We start from the raw sequence: 20758 nt of genomic DNA on the forward strand, positions 1-20758 counted from the left end.
AAATTAAAGGGGATTTGAGCTTTATCATTTTAAGTCATCGACCATAAAGTGCTTCATTTGTTTGTGAAAAGACAGTAGAAATTGCTCTTTCTTTACTCAGTTCCAAAGTAATTATTTTTTTCATTTTTGAAATTAAACTAGGATCAACAATTATTATTTCCATACTTTCGTAATATGCCGAAAATACGTCATAAAATAAATGAGGAAATAATAAATCAGCTTTTAGTAACTTGTACTGCAAACATGCTAATGGATTGGTTTCATGATATGCGATGATGATTTTCTTCATTAACTTTGGATTCCAATTTTTTTCTTTTTTCATAACAATATTTAAAATTTTTCTCAGATCATGAATCGGCAATTCGATTATTAATGCGTTCATATTTAAGAAATATAAATTCCCATCTTCTCCAATAATAAGACCATTTTCATCGAAATTCTGATAACATAATGTTTTCGTTGTGTCTTCTAGTGCTTCACCAATACATTTATCAATTATTGCTAAAGCTTTTTCACATTGCATTAAAACCGAATTAATATTTTTTAAATACAGTTTATCGATTTCATTTTGATGTTTTAACTTAGTTCGTTCTTCTTTCCACTTAGTTAATTTTAAAAATTTATTTTCTAAATCTTTTTTCCAGTTTGATTCAATGGATGAAACTTGCTCATTCGTTAATTCAATTCCTATTGAGGCTTTATGAAAAGAAGCAATACCATTCATTATCAATTGAAGATCTTCTTCACTATCAAAATTTGGACTTCTACCATTTACGGCTTCAAATAACATAAAATATTCATCTTGCTTCTTTACAAAACCGTCACCCAATTTTGTTGTTAATACTTCTGGAGTAAATATGCCATTATCTCTAAGATGGTCAATTGCATAGATCATCAGTTCAATATATCCTTCATCAATTAAAACTTTCTTCAAAAATACTTCACCGACATTCGTATCAATGGGCCACATAGCTTTTTTTTCATCAATGTATTCAAAAAATCTATGTTTTACTTCTAAAGGGTAATTTGCAATTACATTTTTTACTAAATCACTAAAAAAAGCGTCCAAAAAGGATACCTCCCAAATAATACTCATCCTCTGTTAATCTATGAATATGTACATGTTTAGGGACGGCTAATCTACTAATTATATTAGGAAGTAAAATATTTTCTACTAATAAACTTCTTGTTTGATTTTCAAAATGTATAAAATGATCTTCTTCTATTTAATTTTACTTTTAATTTCCTAATACATTACAACAAAAACTCTATATTTTATTAAGTGTTATAATACTTCCTGAAATAGTAATTGATGATTTTAAGCACGCACTTTTTATAAGTAAAGAAATAAAAAAATTAGCACAATATTGCAATTCACTATTTATATTTTGTGGACTACCCACCACTTAACACCCTTTCAGGTCGTTTGAAGTGGGGGCTTCTTGGAAAGTAGATAATTTTAGTAGCTAATTTGATTCCACGACTGAACAGTACTTAATACAAATAAAAAACCATAAGCTATCGCCTAACCGAAATACCCCCCTCCTTATTCTTGGGCTTTGCCCTACACTGAATTGAAGAAGGGGAATTTTTCCGGAATATGTTAAATATAGAAAATTATGCTATTTATTACCAATTATTAAATCAAAAAATATTACTTCTAGGGAAAAATTAGCTATTTTCATAAAAAAGTTGGGAAACGTTTAAAATCAACAAAATTCAATTTTTTACTATGTTTTCTGACATTATTTCTTAATTTTTTTAGAAAAAAGTAAGATTTGTATTCATGATTTTGAAAAACGTTGATTTTATAGGGTACAAATAACCCAATTGACTGCCTGTCGAAAATTCTCAATAATCTGAATATAAGGATAACTCCTTAAGTTAAATTTGAAAGGGTGTATTGTATTTGAAGAGTCATTTTGTAGTGCCACTGAAAGTTGTTTCTACAAGTTTTATAGCAGCTAGTTTGCTATTTTCTAGTCACACATTTGCTTCGGTTGATTCAACTTCTCAAGTTGGCAACTCATACGTAGAACAGTATTTAAAAAATCTAACAAAAGAGGATCGAAATCGCGTACATAATGGTGTTGAAACGACAGATCCAGAAAAATATTTAGCACCTAAGCTTAATACAACTAGTCATAATCCAGTAAACATCATTGTTCAATTTGCTCAAGACCCTGCTAAAACAGATGTTAAGAAAAACGAAGAAAACGGAATTGAAGTCTCTTTAGATGAGGCAAAAAATAAAGTAGAAAAATCTCATCAAAATTTTAAACAAAAAATTGGACAAGCAAAAAAAGCCATACCTTCAATTAAAATTCGTAAAGAGTACCGTCAAGCATTTAATGGTGTTGCGATGACTGTTCCAGCTAATGAAGTACATAATATTCTTGCGATGGATGAGGTAAAAGCAATATTTGAAGATAAAGTAATCAAAGTTGACCCATCGCCTTCAGAAAAACAAACAACAAAATCAACTACTCATTCTCCAGCAGTAGATAGTACAGAAAATATAGGAGCAACAAAACTTCATGAGGAAGGTGTTACCGGTAAAGGTGTCAAGGTTGCTGTACTCGATACAGGGATTGATTATCATCATCCAGATTTAAAAGATGTTTATAAAGGCGGATATGATTTCGTAAATAACGATTCTGATCCAATGGAAACTACTTATGATGATTGGAAAAAATCTGGAGAACCCCAAATCAGTCCATTAGGTGGATCTACCTATTATACTTCCCACGGAACTCACGTATCTGGAACAATTGCTGGGCAAGGTAAAAATAAAACTGATTATGCCGTCACCGGAGTTGCACCTGGAGTTGATCTTTATGCATACAAAGTGCTTGGCCCATATGGATCTGGATTTTCAAGTAACATCATCGCTGGAATTGAAAAAGCAGTAGAAGACGGAATGGATGTTATTAATCTATCATTAGGTTCAGATTATAATGATCCACTTGATCCAAATGCAATCGCAATAAATAATGCTGTACTAGCTGGAACAACTGCTGTTATTGCAGCTGGTAACTCTGGAAGTGATTTATATTCACTTGGTTCACCTGGTACTTCTCCACTAGCTTTAACAGTTGGTGCAAGTGATTTTTCTATGACCATCCCTACTGCTACTGGTACGGTTAGTTCAGCTAATGATCTATCACTTTCGAATTTAAGACTTCTAGCAAAGAGCTATGATGATGATTTAAATACTTTAAAAGATCGATCCCTACCTATCGTTTTTGTTGGACTTGGAAATAGTGAAAGTGATTACAACGGCAAGGATGTTAATGGGAAAATTGCACTAATTGAGCGTGGAGTCCTAAGCTTAAATGAAAAAGTAATGCTTGCTAAGAAACATGGAGCAAAAGCAGTTTTAATGTATAATAATAACCCAACAGAAGGCCAAATTCCTCATTATCTTGGAAACGGCTTTGACTTTATTCCTTCATTCACTCTTACAAATGAACAAGGATTAAACGTTTTAGAGAAAGTAAAACAAGGTAATGCCACATTTACTTTAAACTCAATTGGTGAGATGAAAACTAGCGGAGATACATTAGCTGACTTTAGTTCTCGTGGTCCTTCAAACAGATATTATGATATTAAACCGGAAGTGACCGCACCAGGTGTTGCTGTATTCTCAAGTGTACCAGCTTATGAAAACGGTCCGAATCATCTAACCGATTATACGAATGCATATATGAGTGCATCTGGAACATCTATGGCTACTCCACATGTAGCTGGAGCTTGTGCCCTTCTTCTACAAGAACATCCAGAATACAAACCAGAAGATGTTAAAGCCGCCTTAATGAATACAGCTGATCCGCTACAAAAAGATTATAGTGTATTTGAAGTAGGTGCTGGAAGAATTGATGTTTATGAGGCAGTTCATTCTGATTTGCATATTAAAGTATTAGATAAAACGATCAGTACAAAAAATGACCAAGATATCACCATTCCAGACGTAACAGGCGCATTAAGCTTTGGTCCACAAGTAACTGCAGGTAAGGAAAAAACGGACACTCGAGTGGTTTCTATTTCGAATACAAGTAACAAAAAGAAAACATTCTCTGTTCAAGTTAAATTTAACCAAAATGTAAAAGGTGCAAAAGATGCACAAGCAAATCATGTGACGATTGATCTCCCGGATAAGATTACAATGAATGCCAATAAAACAATTAAAATTAAACCAATGATTCATATCCCTGCATCTGCAGAGTTTGGTAATTACGAAGGATATATTTATATTACAAACAGTAGTAATCCGAATGAAATTTATCAAATACCATTTGGATTCAAGCATTTACAAGAAGGAATTAATAAAATCAATGTGTATGCAGACGCCTTCACAACGCGTCGTGATTTAAATCATAGTTTCCCATCTGGAACGGGCATTGAATTCTCCTTAAATAGCCCGATGGAAACTGTAGATTTTATTTTAAAAGATGCGAAGACTGGTAAAGAACTAGGTTTAGTTGATGCATATCAAGGTCTTTTTACAGAAGATTTTATGTTCGAAACTGAATACGGATTTAATGGACTTTATAATGCATTTACGGGGCATAAGGATCATCCGATTTCTTATTCAAAAAGGCTTGCTCCTCCAGGAAAATATGAATTAGAACTAATCGCAACAAACCGAGAAGGTAAAACATTTAAAAAATCTGATGTATTTTATATCGAAAATTCTAACCCTATTGTAAAAATGCAACAACCAGGTGGAGTTTACGAAGTAACCGGGGACGGTATGACTGTAAAAGGTAACATCTATGACCAACAAGTAGATATTATGAATCGAAATGGATTTAATTGGGATCAGTCTTCTAATTTGGTTAACTTAATGAATAAAACAAAATACTCTTCAACACCTTTAGCAATTGAAAAAAATGGTGACTTTGAATTTAAAACTAGTCTTTTAGACGGTAAAGATGTAACAAAAATCACCTTAGATGCATTTGACTACGCAGGAAACGGTATGCAGGATCACCCTGATTTCTCATACACACTAGTTAAAAAAGGACTACCATACGCAAAATTAGTTGCTAACAAAAATGACGTAAAATATGGTGAAAACGTAACCCTTTCACTTAGTGCAAATAATATTAAAGATTTAACAGGTGGAGAATTTACATTATCATTCCCTTCTACGGTATATGACATTGCAAATGTATCTTTAAATAAGGATTATGTTTCTTATGCTAAGTCAAATGGTTTAAATGCTGATCTTAAAATAATTGAGCAAACGGCAAGTAAAATTACACTTAATACACATTTAACTGGCGATTCAATCCAGCCGATCCAAACGAATATGCCATTAATCGATATTACATTTAAAGTGAAGGAAAAACCTACTAACTATGTTAAATGGATTCAAACGATTGATCTCACAAAATCTACTGCATTCTCTTTAAATCAAGCACCTGCAACAATTGAAGGTTTTGGTCAAGGAATAAATATTGTTCCAACATACTCTCAACTTGAAGGTGGTATTCTTGCTGATGGATTCCTAGACGATTGGGGTATTTGGTTAGACTACAAAAAAGATTTTTCGAAAGCAGGCATGAGTTTAACATTAGTTTCTAAAAATGGAAAGACATATACAGGAGAATTTAACAGCAGCGCACGTTACTTTGTTAAAAATCTTCCAGCTTCAGATGAAGATTACGATTTAACAGTCAAAATACCAGGACATTTCGATCGACACGTAACAGTGAACGATTTATATGATCTAGCGAATGGTGAAACGGTAGGTCGCTTATCTTACATTTTATATGCACCTGTTATGGGTGGGGATGTAAATAACGATGATGTCATCGATGTATTAGATGCAGATTATATTAAAACATACTGGGGCACTAACAAGCGTGCAGCTGATATCAATTTCGATGGAATTGTTGACGATAAGGATATGAGTTTCGTACAAAAGAATTATTTAACTCCAAACCCTGATGTCCAAGACGTTCCAAAAGGTAAAAAGAAAATTAAAGGTCAAACTTTAGAAGATATTTTGAAGGATTTAAACATTCAATAATCAACTTGATAGAATAATAGAAAACGTCGGATCTATAGACCCGACGTTTTTCTTTTCTTATTGCTCAGCTAATTGATCGATTCCCTTATTCGTTGACATACTATTTCTTGTAATAAGACTAACAGCAACCATTACTAGCGCATTAATAATTAATGCAATAATCCCTACATTTAAGTCTTTCACTAACTGTGGAAAGTGTGGAAACGCTTGAGCAAATGTCTTTTCACCTAAATCAAAAATTGAAACAATAACACCACCAAATATGATTCCAGTTATAGCGCCTTGCTTTGTTACAAAGTTCTTTTTCATTAAACTTAAGAAAAATGGTGGAGCTAGCTGCGTTATAAAATTATACGCCACAATTGCAATACTAAATAATGAGCTACCACCTTTAAAAGTAAAATATAAACCAATTAAAGTAATAAAAGGAACAATTAATTTGATTAGTTTTGTAATATGTTCTTCTGATTTAGCAGGGGCTATTACTTGGTATATATTTTTAACGAATAATGTGGATATTACCATTAGAATCAAAGAAGCAGGTACTAATGCAGCTAATACCCCTGTTCCACCTATTAAACCGACGAACCATGGATCAAAAGTCTTTTTCGAAAGAAGTAATAAAATTTTGTCACTATCACTTCCTTGTACCCCTTTAATTTGTAAGATTGCTGCAAAGCCCACGAAAAAAGCAAATAATAAAATTAACTGATATAAAGGCATTATAATTGCGTTTTTTCTTAAAACCTTTGCATTTTTCGCTGCAAAAATAGGAGGAAATGAGTGAGGCCACATATACATCCCAATCCCACTTAATATAATAGTAGAAATATACCAAGTTAAATTCATCCCATGTTCTGGTAGAATTGTAAAGTTTGGCTTTGCTTGTTCAATAGCCTGATACATCGGCTTAATACCGCCATAAAAATGAATCGGAAAATAAATACCTAAAAATAAAATGATAGCAAGAATTAAAATATCCTTTAAAACAGAAGTCCATGCTGAACCATGAATTCCTGATAACATGACGAATAAAGTAACTCCGCATGCGCCAAATAAAATAGCCATTTTTGAAGAAATAACCCCATACGATGTAATCTCAACGATATAGCCTAAGCCTATAAATTGTAATACTAAATAGCAAAATAAAGCTACGATTCCAACTATAGCAACAAGTACTCCAAGTATCGGACTACCATATTTCTTCGCCATAAAATCTGACTGAGAAATGAGTTTATGTTTTTTAGAGTATTTCCAAATCTCAGGAAAAGCCCAATAAGATATAATTGATGCAATACAGCCGTAGGATACGATACTAAATATGGAACCACCTTCACCGTATGCTGAGCCACTTGCACCTAAAAAGGTAAAGGTTGTATACATTTCGCCAGCTGATAATAAAAAGATGAAAAGCGTTCCCATTCCCCGTCCACCAACGGACCATTGTTCTAAGTTCATTTCTTTACCTTTTTTTGACCATATTCCAATAATGATGGAAACAGCGAAAAATAAGAATATAAATAATGTTCCTGTATTCATTCTATTTCCTCCTCTTTATTCGCAGGATCAAATAAATAGATTAAATCTAAAAATACAGTAGTAAGAAGTGACCATAGTACAATTGAGAAATGGAAAAATGGCATACCAAGTATGTAGGGAGTAACTTTATTTGAAAACAACGCACCTATTACAAAACCCATAACCGGAATAAAACCAAGTAAATAGATTTTTTTCATACTCTACTCTCCTTCTTTTTTAATGATTTAAAATGTTCATTGCGCCTTGGACAAATATCTTTATTCCATCTTTTAAAGCTCTCTCATCAATATTAAATTTAGGATGATGGTGTGGAAATACGATCCCCTCTGCCTCATTTCTTGCACCTACAAAAAAATAAGTCCCTGGAACTTCATGAAGGAATGCTGAAAAATCTTCACTTCCCATTATTGGTTTCATTAATTCACGATTTTCTTCTCCAACTATTTCACAAACCGTTTTGTCTATTAAACTAGTTACTTCATTATCATTAATGACCGGTGAGTACCCGAAATGGTATTCGATCTCGTATTTAGCTCCATGAGCATCGGTAATACCTTCTACTATTTGCTCGATCAACTTCGGTATATTCTTGCGAACTTCGTGATTAAAGCTCCGAACAGAACCACCAATCTTAACAATACTTGGTATAATATTAACCGCTGTACCACCATTAAATTGTGTAACTGAAATGACAGCTGTATCAATTGGATCAATCTTCCTTGAGATAATATGCTGTATGTTTGTTACAACTTGAGAACCAATCAGAATTGGATCAATTGTTTCATTTGGCAAAGAAGCATGGCCACCTTCGCCAATAATTGTGATTTTAAACATGTCCGCACCTGCCATAATTGGACCATAATTTAATCCAATTTTTCCGGTTTCCAAATTGCTTACTAGATGTGCTCCGATAATCAGATCAACTCCATCAAGCACTCCTGCATTTACCATCTCAATTGCACCACCAGGTGGTACTTCTTCTGCGTGTTGAAAAATAAATCGAATCTCACCTTTTATCCTTTCTTTAAAACTACAAAGGAGTTTCGCAGCTCCTAATAGCATCGCCGTGTGTCCATCATGACCACATGCATGCATTATGCCATCCTTCTTAGAACGAAATTCAATCTCATTTTCTTCCTGTATTGGAAGTGCATCCATATCTGCTCTGATTGCAAGCACCTTTCCTGGAGCATTTCCTTTTAGTCTAGCAACTATGCTAGTCTTCGTTGGTCTAGAAATTTCTAAATCTCCAAATGATTTTAGTTTGTCATACACAAATTGAGCAGTATTTTCTTCTTGGAAAGATAATTCAGGGTTTTCATGTAAATACCTTCTCCATCCAATTACTTCATCATTAATTGAACTTACTACATCATCTAATATTAATTCAGAAAAAACATTATACTTCATCACTGTACCTCCATGAGAATTTTAATTTTCTTTTAAGGAATATTTACGGTCTTTTTCCTTATATATGATTTTATAACTTGAAAACAGTTTCCACAATATATTTTTGTTAAAAATTCAAAATATTTATGAAATTACACACAAAAAAATAAACACTCCAAATTTGAAATGTTTATTTTAAGCGATATATTTTACTAGGTCTCCCTCGGTAAGACAGGGATTCCTCTCCTATACATTCTAGTAATTCCACTTCACATAAATCTGCCACAATACGTCTAGCATTTCGTTCAGTCATATTAAGCTGCTCAGCTAAACTTTTTGTTGTAAAATCATTCCACCCCATTCTCTTAATAAGGTTTTCAACTTTATGAAATGTCTTTACACTAATATTTCCTAGTTTAAGCTTTTGCAGCAACTCTTGGTCATCTGTTCGATAAGCATATGTAATCTCTTCTACACTACCAAGTGACTCAATGATTTCACCGTTTTCTTGCACAATTAATATTTTACGATCATTCAATTCTTTTGATTGTTGTATTGATTCAATCGCATTTTTCTCTGCAGAAAAAACAGTCTCACCAAATCCAATCCCAACAGAAACGATTGAATCAGTTTCTAATGATAACTGCTCAATTGTATTTTCTAACATATTAATCTCTCTTTCAATTGCGCCCCTAGAACTATAAATTAAATATTTCCCATATCCTTTTTCAATCAAAGAACCATTTAATTGTTCGCAAAGTGTTAGAAGTACATTCTTGATACGAAGTTCGATATGCTGTAAATGATAAGGCGATTTTGATTTCCTTATTATGCTCTCAAAATTCTCTATTTCAACCAACTCTACTCCAATTTGAGATTCTTTAAAATAAAGCCCTTTTACTTTCTCGATTATTAGCTTTAATGTATGTCGAATATCCACTTTACTAGTTGAAATCCATTCGACTGGAATTTCACGTTTTTTTAGTTCCTGAAATATAGATGGAAAGTTGGTTAAAACACCTTCAGTTTTATTTGCGTTCCATAATTGAAGGTGAAATTGTAATATTTCCTCCAAATTAATTTCTTCTTCATCAAACTTTTTTATAAAAAGCTGATCAAATGGTTTATTCAACTGCTCTAATGCATCGTCTAATAAATTAGAATATGTTGGCATATCTACGCTTAATTGTCTAATTAATCGACCATTAAGATACATAATATTTAACAGACTTTTATAAACAGAAGACTCTGTATGAGGAACATACAATAATTTTTCATAGGAATATAGCGTTTTTTTTGCAATATTATATGGTAATTGTCCTGAAAAAAGCCAGACGTCAACATCTCGATCATGTTTCTTTATAATCTCTTTCGTTTCCGCAGGCTCATCATATGCAAATGGGAAAAATTCTAATTCCTTTTCATATTCTTTAGAAAAACTTAAAATTCGTTCTAAAGACCACTCTGGGCCGATCAGTCCAATACGATACATTATTACACCTACCAATTACTCTAAAATTTATATGGACTATGATTTTTAATTTTATCTAGTACTTTATATGCTTATTATCATCTTAACAGTATTTCACTCGAAATGACCATGTTATTTACATATAGTTAAATAAAAAAACTTTTCATCAAGGCGTTTCTTGATGAAAAGTCTTTTTACTTCCTAAACATTAAAACGAACTTAAAAAATTGTTCATTTCATTAATTAACTCTTTGGGAGCCTCATACATGCTCATATGTCCAGCACTGTTTAAAGTAACCGTTTTAATATTTTCTTTTTTGACTGAAAAAGTCTTTTCAGGTGGAATGATCTGATCGTCTTTACCTGCCAGTAAAAGTACAGGTAAATTTGTATCGTTCAGTATATGGTTGCGATCGGGTCTATTTTTCATGCTTATTAAGGCATTAACCGTGCCATCTACAGTAGTTTTATATCCTATTTGCTTTGCTAAATCTATTTCTTTACTATTCGTTTGTATATTCTTTGGAGAGAAAAGTTTAGGAATTAATCCATCTACAACGTTTTTCACTCCTTCATTTTTCACTTTTTCACTAGTAGCTACTCTAGCTTTTTTTGCTTCTTCACTATCCGGATAAGCAGTCGAGTGGATTAATGAAAATCCATTTAAATAATTAGAATATCTTTGTGCAAATGTAAGTGTAATATAGCCTCCTAACGAGTGGCCAAACATTGTTACTTGCTGAATGTTTAATTGATCTAAGAAATCTTTTATCACATCTGCATAATCTTCTATTGTATGCTCTTTAATAATAGCTGTAGAATCTCCATGCCCAGGTAAATCAATAGCGATCACACGATAATCTTCAGATAGCTTTGGAACTACTTTTTCCCAATATGCATGACTTCCCATAAAACCATGAATTAAAACGATTGGCTTTCCTTTTCCTTGGTCCTTATAAGCAATTGTTAAATTTTCAAGTTCGACTATACTATTAATGATCATTCAACTCCATTCGAGAATATTAATATGAGACTATTTTTCATTTACTAAATACAACATACTTTTATTATATAAACTAACATAAAAGAATCTTATGAACAAAATTCTACACCTTATTATTTTTCCTTTCTTTCCTTTTATTAATCTTAAAATAGAATAGGAGTGTCCCTAAAATGAGAGACACCCCTATTTACGTTATTACTATTTATCTACTTTCTTTTTTTTACAACATCAATTTTTTTGGTCATTATTTTTCTTTATAAATAAGTAAGCCACAGATAAAACAATTAACCACGGTATTCCGAATTGAAGCATAATTTTAAAGCCAGTAAACCATGAAGTAATGGTAAGTCCCAACAATAAAATCGCTCCTAAAATTGTGAAGTAAGGAAAACCAATCATTTTTACTGGTAATTTTCGCCCACCTGATTTTTCCCATTTCCTTCTAAAAAATAAATGTGAAATAAAAATTGACATCCAAGTAAAGATCGCACCAAACATTGAAATCCCCATCATAAACGCATATGAAGAATCTGGTAATACTGCATTTACGATTCCAGCAACTACTATACCAATGGTTGAAACTGCAAGAGCATTTACTGGAACACCTTTTTTACTTACTTTTCCTAAAGTGTTTGGTGCATGATTAGTTTTTGATAGTGAATAAACCATGCGAGTTGATGCATATAATTGGCTATTCATCGCTGATAAAGCTGCCGTTAAAATAATAAAGTTCATAAGGCCAGATGCAAAAGGTATGTTTAATATTTCCATGACCTTTACGAATGGACTTTCATCTACCCCGGCCGATTTCCAAGGAACGATAATCAGCATGATCCCGATCGTTAATACATAAAAAATTGATAAACGAAAAACTGTTGCTTTAAGAGCTTTTGGAACAGCAATATCAGGCTCCTTTGCTTCACCCGCTGTAACAGCGATTATTTCAGTTCCTAGAAAACTAAATAACGAAATAAAGACAGCTACCCACATGCCCCACCATCCAAATGGCATAAATCCACCATCATTTGTTAAGTTCTCTACACCAATATTTGAATGACTAGATTCTCCAAACAAGACATACGTCCCAAGTAGGATAAATCCAACAATTGCACTTACTTTAATCATTGAAAACCAATACTCAAATGTAGCAAATGTATTAACACTAGTAGCATTTATATAGATTAAGACTGCTGCAAAAAAGGCAATCCAAACGATTCCAGGTACAGTTGGAAACCAATATTTCATATAAACTGCAATTGCACTTACTTCTACTCCAACAGCAAGTACTTGTGCCACCCAATATGAATAACGAACAAGATAGCCCGCCATAGGATGAATATATTTTTCGGCAATTGTTCCAAACGAACCGCTAGTAGGATGTGCAACAGTCATTTCAGCTAAGCACCCCATAAGCAGTAAAACGATGAATGCTCCGACTGCATAACTGAGTAATACACTTGGACCAGCTGTTTTAATTGCTAATCCACTTCCTAGGAATAACCCCGTTCCAATCGCACAACCCATTGCAATCATCGTTAGTTGACTTGTTTTCAATTCTCTTTTTAAGCCTTTTTCTCTCTCGTTTTCAATTTTATTATTAGCGGTGGATTTCTTCATAACTCATCCCCTTGTCCTTTTAGATAGCGAACTAAACTTACGCCACAACTTCACGCTCATTTATAAATTTTTCATATTGCTTTTCAGTCATGATTTTCTTAAGTGTTTGTACTACTTTCCATACTTCCTCGTAAGAAGTATAAAGTGCAACTGGTGCAAGACGAATAATATTTGGAGCTCTGAAATCTGGAATAATATTGTTTTCTTTCAAAGACTTACAAATACGTGCTGCTTCTTCATGCTCTAAACTAACATGTCCGCCTCGTCTCGCATCTTCTCTAGGAGATCCAATGAAAAACCCCATATCTGGTAATTCTTGTTCAATACAATCCATTAAAAATTGATTTAATCGAAGTGATTTTTCTCGAATCGCATCAATTCCAGCTTCTGTAAAAATCTCCAAAGATCCGATTAATGGTGCACAGCTTAATACATGAGGTGTACCGATTTGATAAGCTCCAGCAGTTTCTGCAGGAGTTAGAGTGTGTTCCATATCAAATTGCTTATCTTTTCTAGAACCAAACCACCCTGCAAGCCCAGGCAATGCACCAAAATGTTTGCGATTAACAAATAATCCACCTACACCACCTGGTCCTCCATTTAAATGTTTATAATTACACCAGTAGGCAAAATCCACATCCCACTCACTAAAAGAATGTGGGATTGATCCAACTGAATGGCAACCATCAAAACCGATTAATATTCCTCGTTTATGAGCTTCTTCGGTTAATCGCTTCATGTCTAAAATTTGACCACTGCGGTATAAAACCGTTGGTAAAATTATCAGAGCGATTTCTTCCGTCATTGCATTAATAATATCATCCTCATCTAAATAACGTCCATCTTTACTTTTTACGCAAATAAGATCTACCTCAGGATCTAATCCGTGAATACGGAGTTGACTTTGAAGGGCATATATATCTGATGGGAATGTAAGTTCATCAGCTAATATCTTTTTTCTATTCCCCTTTGGTTGGAAAAAAGTAGCTACTAACTGGTGTAAATTAACCGTAGTGGAACCGGTTACAATTACCTCCTCTGATGAAGCACCGACTAACGGAGCTAATTTTTCTCCTAATTTTTCAGCCATGAAAAACCATGGATGATGTCCATTTGTCCAACCATCTATTCCATAGTTCTTCCAATCTTCCAATGATTCTAGTAAAGTACGTTCAGCCCTTTTAGAAAGTAGACCTAATGAATTACCATCCATATAGATTGAATCAGGATTCAAGTAAAACTCATCTCTAAACTCTCTAAGTGAATCAAGACGATCCATTTTTTTAGCGTACTCTAGTGTTGTTTCCGTAACTTTCGTATTCATACTGTTCCTCCTCTATTAATCTACTAATTAAATTGATTGTGAAAAAATCATATCAAAATAACTGACACGATGTCAATGACATGATGTCTAATTTTCTGATAATATAAAATATAGTTTTTCTGGCATTCTTCCATTTTCATTCATTTAGCTATATGCTAGAAGTAATATATTTTGGAGGATTGTAGTATGAGTAATGACAAAGTAGAATCTAAGCGTCAATTACGTTCATTAATGACTAGACAAAAACTACTAGAAGCTGCTAGAGAAGTCTTTCTTGAAGAAGGATTTCAAAAAGCTACTATCACACAAATGATCAAAAAAGCAGATATCGGTTATGGAACAGCATATGTACACTTTAAAGGCAAAGAAGAGCTTTTAATTGTGTTAATGGAAAATGTAATGGAAAGGTTTTATGAAATTGCAGAAACTCACTTTTTTCCAGAAACGAAAGAATCCGCTGAATCGATTATTTATAAACAAGCTACTTCTTTTCTAAAAATGGCAGAAGATGAGCGAAATATGATGCAAATTTTTGAACAGGCCATCGGAGTATCTGAAATCATCTCAAACAAATGGAAAACAATTCGTGAAAAGTTTATTGACCGCATTTCACTCGATATTTCTTATGCTCAAGAAACTGGAATAGCAAGAAAAGAGTTAAATCATGAAATAGTCGCGCGTGCCTGGTTCTTTACAAATGAGATGTACTTATGGGAAATCGTTCGAAATGAACAACAATATACGATCGAAGAAATTGCAAAAACAATCACATCTCTTTATACAACTGGCCTTTATTAAAAACCTAATAAAAAAGCTCAAACTTTCACTTCTAAAGTTTGAGCTCTTTTTGCATTCTATTTTGAATTAGCACGACAATACATTTCTCTTAATTTAAACTTTTGGACTTTCCCAGAAGCATTTCGAGGAAGCTGATCAATAAATTCTACTACTCTAGGAATCTTATAACCTGCCATTCTTTCTCGGCAAAAAGATTGAATCTCCTCTAGTGATAGTTGTTTTCCTGTTTTTAATACGACAATCGCTGTTACAACCTCTCCCCATTTAGCATTAGGCGTACCGATCACTGCAGCTTCCAAAATAGATTGATGCTCATATAAGGCATTTTCAATTTCAACTGAATATATATTTTCTCCACCAGAAATCAACATATCCTTACTACGGTCCACTAACGTAATATATCCTTTTTCATCTACTACAGCTAGATCTCCCGTATATAACCAACCATCTTTAATCGTGTCTGCTGTTTCTTTCGGCTTTTTATAATATTCCTTCATAATTGTTTCACCTTTTAAGATCAATTCACCAACTTCACCAGGTAAAACTTCTTCATCTTGCTTATTAACTACTTTAATAATTGTATAGAGTAAAGGTGTTTTTCCTGATTTTCCTAAATGTTGTTCATGATCCTCTGGTGAAAGATAAAACCCTGTAGGCCCCCCTTCTGTTAATCCACATAAGCTGAAAAATTGATTTGTATTAAATAATTTCATACTTTTCATTAAGATTTCAGGAGGCATAGGAGCTGCACCGTATGCACATCTTTTGATTGAGGATAGATCATATTGGTCAGCATTTGGTACTTGCTGTAAATAGTTATACATTGTAGGAACACCAAAAAATAAAGTAATTTTATATTTTTCGATATCCTTTAAAACATTTACCGGGTTAAATTCTCGATGAATAATATTTGTCATACCTAAATATAAACCTGGTAATAAAAAAATGACGAGTTGAGCACAATGGAATAAAGGAGCAACATGTAAAAGCCGATCCTGACAGCTTTGCCCCATTACAGCGCTCAATCCATTTATGAGCTTTTCAATTCGTTTATAGTCAAAAAGCGCACCCTTTGGTTGTCCAGTCGTACCTGAAGTATATAGTAAATGAAAATCATCGTCTTCTGAAATCTTTACTCGGGGATCTTCTTCAATCTGTGACATCACATCAAAGAAGCTTAAACAATTCGGCGATGAAGCTAAAGGAGCAGTAATAATCTTTTTTACGTTCGATGAAGATTTTGAAGCATCTAAAACGACTTTTTCTAGTTCTGAATCACATACAACAATCACACTATCCGACTGTTCTAAAATATATCCAACTTCTCGAGAAACAAGGCGGAAGTTAATCGGAACGACAACAGCACCTACTTTAACCGCAGCGCAATAACTAATTACAAACAAGTCAGAATTTGCCATCATTAGAGCTAGTTTTTCACCTTTTTTTAAACCTAGTTTCTGTAATCCCCAAGCAAAACGATTAACCACTTTATTGAATTCCATGTATGTGTATGTACGGTCTTGATAGACTAATGCTAATTTATCTGGGTGCCTTTGTGCGTTTAACGATAATACATTTCCAAAACTCATTTGCTTACCCCCACATTAACTAATTTTAGATTTAATCAGTTGACCTAATAACTCCTTTTTCAACGAATTGATTAATTGTTTGATGATCATATCCTAAATTTAATAAAACCTCTTTTGTATTTGTTCCTGGTTTTACACCAACGTGTTGATAGATCGGTTTAAACACTGAAGATTTAAAAGGTGAACCAATTTGCAATTGATTTGTACCATCACTCCTTTGAACGTTTACTAAAAGCCCCCTTTCTTTAATTTGGGCATGTTCACATGCTTCTTCAAAAGTTAAAACAGGCTCAACACATGCATCAAATTTACTAAAAATTTCTTTTAACTCATTAAATGTTTTCCTACTAAATGCAAGCTTTACTTTATTTTTAAATAAATCGATTTCATCCTTCTCTTCACTAAAAGAATAAGGAAGAAACGGCATGATTTCTAATGCCTCACATAGCTGTTTTCGAAATGAAGGTTCAAGACTACCAACAGAAAAAAATCGCCCATCTGCTGTTTCGTAATAATCATAAAACACGCCTCCATTTAAAAGATGTTCCTCTGGCTTTGGATTAATTTTTTGCGTTAACCAGCCAGAACCCATTAAAGATTGCAATGAAAAAGTACAATCTGTCATGCTAATATCAATCCACTGCCCATCTCCGGTTTGCTGGCGATGAATGACAGCCGATAAAATACCAATAATCGCATGTAGCGATCCACCTACTTGGTCTGCAACTTGGATTCCCATCGGAACTGGACGCTCATTCTTTCTTGTTGAATAACTCAAAACACCAGTTACTGAAAGATAGTTATTATCATGTCCTGCTCGGTTTCGATACGGACCTGTTTGACCATAGCCAGTAATTGAACAATAAATTAGTTTCGAATTTATTTTCTTTAATTGTTCATAGCTTAATCCAAGCTTTTCCATAACTCCTGGTCGAAATTGCTCAATAACAATATCGAACTCCTTTACTAGCTTATAAATTATTTCAGTGCCTTCTTCGCTTTTTAAATCAAGGGTAATAGATTTTTTAGAACGATTAATTGTGTGATGTGCTGCAGATTGCTCCCCATCAAATGGAGGTGAAGTTTGTAATAAGTCGGGATGATATGGAGATTCGATTCGTAATACTTCTGCACCTAAATCCGCTAGCATCATCGTTGCATAGGGACCTGGTAAAAGACGAGTAAAATCCAGAATTTTCAATTTATTTAACATATAGTAAACCTACGATTCAATATGATTCCTCCCTCCATCTCTATACTGTCTCTTTGTAATTATTCTAGATTAATTGGGATCTCTCCTTTTTACTAACTTAAATAAATTCACGACTAAGTTGTGGAAAATTATATTAGACGAAATTTTGCAAGTAGTATTGGACAAATTTACACTTTTTGAATATTTATTAAAATCTTACAATAAATATATTGTGTTAAATATTTCTTAGCTTATTTAAAATTAGTAATTGTAAATTTCGTGCATTCAGGGAGTTAAACTATGTATCATACAAACACTTATCCAAACGATATTATCGTTATCGAACCTCAAAAAAAACGATGAGTTCGAAGTGAATTGCGATTAATAAATATATACAATAAAACGCAAAAATGAACCGGTCAGAAATGGTCGGTTCATTTTTTACAAGTTACATCACAAGAGATACCTTGCTTTAAAAAACACTAAAAGTGATTTTTAATCACGCATTGCTCCTGCCTCACGAGAAGTCATTGCTCCTTGGCCATGGCTTACATCATTTTGAATTTGCTGTTTTACTTTTTGTGGATTAGTTCCTGATTTCATATTACTTCCCATATTCCCTTTACTTTGCTGATTTTGCGGCATAAAATCCCTCCTAATATTATTGTTAAACAATCATATTATTTACTAAAACACTTCGCATATCCGACAGAATTGACTAATTTCAAATTAAAAAGGTAGCAATAGCTAATCCTTTTTTCGAGCAAAAAATAAGAATCTTTTATAAATAATAGTTTGACTATTCAGATTTAACAAACTATAATCAAGTTAAACTAACTACCGGTAGTTAATAACCGGAATTAAAAATTAGGAGATGATTTTGATGAAATATCCACTTTCCCCTGATGTAAAACCTGAGTTTTGTACAACTGGAACATTTATGAGACTACCTTCTGCAAGAGAAAATGCGAAAATAGCAATCGTTGGCATGCCTTTTGATACTGCAGCCTCATTTCGTGTTGGTGCGCGATTTGCTCCTCAAGCAATCCGACAAGCTTCTATGACTTTATTCCCATATCATCCGATTCATAAGGTATATCCATTTGACGACAGCAATGCCATCGATATTGGAGATGTATCCGTTATTCCTCATAATATCCATCGAAGCTATAAACTAATGGAAGATGCTATGTTTGAATTAATGGATGGTCATATTATCCCAATTGGTTTAGGTGGTGACCACTCGATTACTTTAGCAAACCTACGAGCTGCAGCTAAAAAATATGGCCCAGTTGCGATGATTCACTTTGATTCGCATACTGACACATGGGATACTTATTACGATGAAAAATATTGGCATGGTTCACCTTTTATCCGAGCACACGAAGAAGGACTTCTAATTCCAAATAAAGTATTCCAATTAGGAATTCGAGGCACCTTGAATCATCCAGGAGACATAGATGCAAGCCATGAACTTGGTTACAATGTTATTACTACACCGGAAATGTATGAACGTGGTTTTGAAGGTATATTAAAAGAAATGAAAGAAGTTATTGGAGATACTCCATGTTTCCTAACTTTTGATATTGATTTCGTCGATCCTTCTTGTGCACCAGGAACTGGTACTCTTGAAGTTGGCGGATACAATAGTATAGAAACATTAAAAATGATCCGCTCACTAACTGATTTCAATTTTATTGGATTTGATATCGTTGAAGTACTACCATCCTATGATCCAACTCAAATCACATCACTATTAGCTGCAACACTAGTCCATGAATTTGCTAGTTTAGCTACATTACAAATTAAGAAAGAAAAATAAAAAGTAATTTAAAAAGCTCTGTTTCTTTTAGACAGAGCTTTTTTCGAAGTATTGAGCTATCACATTGTCATGGGATTATGAATATGAAAACTATTTGTAGATTTATTTTTTTCATGAACCCTTTATGAGGAAAGATTAAGCAGATTTTCACCTTTTTCCTTCCTTATGAACCTATATGAGGAAGTGTCAACCAGTTTTTCGCTTTCTCTTTCCTCATGGCATCCTTAGAAATACTCCACCATAGTTCTCAAACAAAAGAAACAATGGTCTTTCTCCTCTAAACAAAGCTTTTTTACAAGAAATCTAAACAATATTTAGACTTCACAAAGATTCCAGTTTATAATCTAGCTAACAAGAGTTAGTTTCGGAGGATGAAGATGACAAAGGATAAAATTATTGCAGCAGCACTTGCCCTGTTTTCAAAAAATGGCTATGAAGGTACAAGTTTAACTGAAATTGCTAAAGCAGTTGGCATTCAAAAACCATCTATATATAATCATTTTAAAAGTAAAGAAGAAATCTTTCTTACAATTTATGAGAACATTTTATGGCTTCATGTTAAAAAAGTTGATGAACTGATGGGAGAAATAAGAGGTCTATCTGCGAAGGAACAACTTTACCAAATTCTAAATTTAACATTTGAATATTATATTGAGTACGAGGAGCAATCTACTTTCGTGAATCGCGCTGTATTTTTTTCTCCAGAACCATTAAAGGAGCAATTACATACACAGTTCATGGAATCTGAGGAAGCAATGTCGACTATTTTAAGATCAGTGATTGATAAAGGGATTAAAAATGGTGAAATTCGAGCAGGGAATGTTGAAGATTTTCTGATGTCTTATTATTGCTTAATTGACGGCATCTTTATTGAACTGTCTTATTATGGGGCTGAAAAGATGAAGCCAAGGATTTCAAATATATGGAGAAATTTTTGGTACGGTTTTAAAAGTGAATAAACAAAAAAGGCGTTCGAT

15 protein-coding genes are annotated in these 20758 nt (G+C 33.3%); 4 read left to right on the forward strand and 11 right to left on the reverse strand.

The annotated features are described in order from the left end of the window. Nucleotides 1-34: 34 nt before the first annotated feature. Nucleotides 35-1069 carry a CotS family spore coat protein gene (locus tag CN925_RS14100; RefSeq protein ID WP_180232962.1) on the reverse strand — a complete coding sequence of 345 codons (1035 nt, stop codon included), beginning with the start codon at nucleotides 1067-1069 and terminating at the stop codon, nucleotides 35-37. 840 nt (nucleotides 1070-1909) lie between these two features. Between CN925_RS14100 and CN925_RS14105 the strand changes: the two genes are divergently transcribed. Further along, entirely contained in the window at nucleotides 1910-6037 is a 4128-nt protein-coding gene (locus CN925_RS14105) for a S8 family serine peptidase (RefSeq protein WP_180232963.1), read from the forward strand. 57 nt (nucleotides 6038-6094) lie between these two features. Here the strand turns inward: CN925_RS14105 and CN925_RS14110 are convergent, their stop codons facing one another. The 7 genes from CN925_RS14110 to kynU all read right to left on the reverse strand — a co-directional run bounded on the left by CN925_RS14110 (nucleotide 6095) and on the right by kynU (nucleotide 14380). Beyond that, the gene (locus tag CN925_RS14110; RefSeq protein ID WP_098846861.1) at nucleotides 6095-7576 is read right to left on the reverse strand and encodes a sodium:solute symporter family protein; all 1482 of its coding nucleotides are present in this window, start codon (nucleotides 7574-7576) and stop codon (nucleotides 6095-6097) included. Further along, nucleotides 7573-7773: a DUF3311 domain-containing protein gene (locus CN925_RS14115; protein WP_098846862.1), complete on the reverse strand. Its 201-nt coding sequence runs from the start codon at nucleotides 7771-7773 to the stop codon at nucleotides 7573-7575. The genes CN925_RS14110 and CN925_RS14115 overlap by 4 nt, the downstream gene beginning before the upstream one ends. 19 nt (nucleotides 7774-7792) lie before the next feature. Further along, a complete protein-coding gene (locus tag CN925_RS14120) occupies nucleotides 7793-8986 on the reverse strand; it encodes a M20 family metallopeptidase (RefSeq protein WP_098846863.1) in 1194 nt (397 codons plus the stop codon). 169 nt (nucleotides 8987-9155) lie between these two features. Continuing rightward, on the reverse strand, nucleotides 9156-10457 hold the full coding sequence (locus CN925_RS14125; RefSeq protein WP_098846864.1) for a hypothetical protein: 1302 nt from the start codon (nucleotides 10455-10457) through the stop codon (nucleotides 9156-9158). A 187-nt stretch (nucleotides 10458-10644) separates the two neighbouring features. After that, the gene (locus tag CN925_RS14130; RefSeq protein WP_098846865.1) at nucleotides 10645-11439 is read right to left on the reverse strand and encodes an alpha/beta fold hydrolase; all 795 of its coding nucleotides are present in this window, start codon (nucleotides 11437-11439) and stop codon (nucleotides 10645-10647) included. A 228-nt stretch (nucleotides 11440-11667) separates the two neighbouring features. Then, nucleotides 11668-13056, reverse strand: coding sequence for an amino acid permease (locus CN925_RS14135; RefSeq protein ID WP_098846866.1), 1389 nt, complete (start codon nucleotides 13054-13056; stop codon nucleotides 11668-11670). A gap of 37 nt (nucleotides 13057-13093) precedes the next feature. Continuing rightward, the gene (kynU, locus tag CN925_RS14140; RefSeq protein WP_098846867.1) at nucleotides 13094-14380 is read right to left on the reverse strand and encodes a kynureninase; all 1287 of its coding nucleotides are present in this window, start codon (nucleotides 14378-14380) and stop codon (nucleotides 13094-13096) included. A gap of 186 nt (nucleotides 14381-14566) precedes the next feature. Here kynU and CN925_RS14145 point away from each other — a divergent pair, with 186 nt between their 5' ends. Then, a complete protein-coding gene (locus CN925_RS14145) occupies nucleotides 14567-15178 on the forward strand; it encodes a TetR/AcrR family transcriptional regulator (RefSeq protein ID WP_098846868.1) in 612 nt (203 codons plus the stop codon). A gap of 56 nt (nucleotides 15179-15234) precedes the next feature. Here CN925_RS14145 and CN925_RS14150 read toward each other — a convergent pair whose 3' ends face one another. The 3 genes from CN925_RS14150 to CN925_RS21350 form a co-directional block, all read right to left on the reverse strand. Beyond that, nucleotides 15235-16767 (reverse strand): long-chain-fatty-acid--CoA ligase, encoded by a 1533-nt coding sequence (locus CN925_RS14150; protein ID WP_098846869.1) that lies wholly within the window; start codon nucleotides 16765-16767, stop codon nucleotides 15235-15237. 31 nt (nucleotides 16768-16798) lie between these two features. Next, nucleotides 16799-17980, reverse strand: a complete 1182-nt coding sequence (locus CN925_RS14155) for a CaiB/BaiF CoA transferase family protein (RefSeq protein ID WP_098846870.1) — start codon at nucleotides 17978-17980, stop codon at nucleotides 16799-16801. 474 nt (nucleotides 17981-18454) lie between these two features. Next, entirely contained in the window at nucleotides 18455-18604 is a 150-nt protein-coding gene (locus CN925_RS21350; protein ID WP_180232964.1) for a hypothetical protein, read from the reverse strand. 238 nt (nucleotides 18605-18842) lie between these two features. Between CN925_RS21350 and speB the strand changes: the two genes are divergently transcribed. Together speB and CN925_RS14165 are read left to right on the forward strand one after the other, a co-directional pair. Beyond that, nucleotides 18843-19781 carry an agmatinase gene (gene speB / locus CN925_RS14160; protein WP_098846871.1) on the forward strand — a complete coding sequence of 313 codons (939 nt, stop codon included), beginning with the start codon at nucleotides 18843-18845 and terminating at the stop codon, nucleotides 19779-19781. A 377-nt stretch (nucleotides 19782-20158) separates the two neighbouring features. Beyond that, a complete protein-coding gene (locus CN925_RS14165) occupies nucleotides 20159-20740 on the forward strand; it encodes a TetR/AcrR family transcriptional regulator (RefSeq protein WP_180232965.1) in 582 nt (193 codons plus the stop codon). Nucleotides 20741-20758 lie beyond the last annotated feature (18 nt).

It is taken from the genome of Bacillus sp. AFS055030 (genome assembly GCF_002574545.1).
Lineage (GTDB): Bacteria > Bacillota > Bacilli > Bacillales > Bacillaceae_G > Gottfriedia.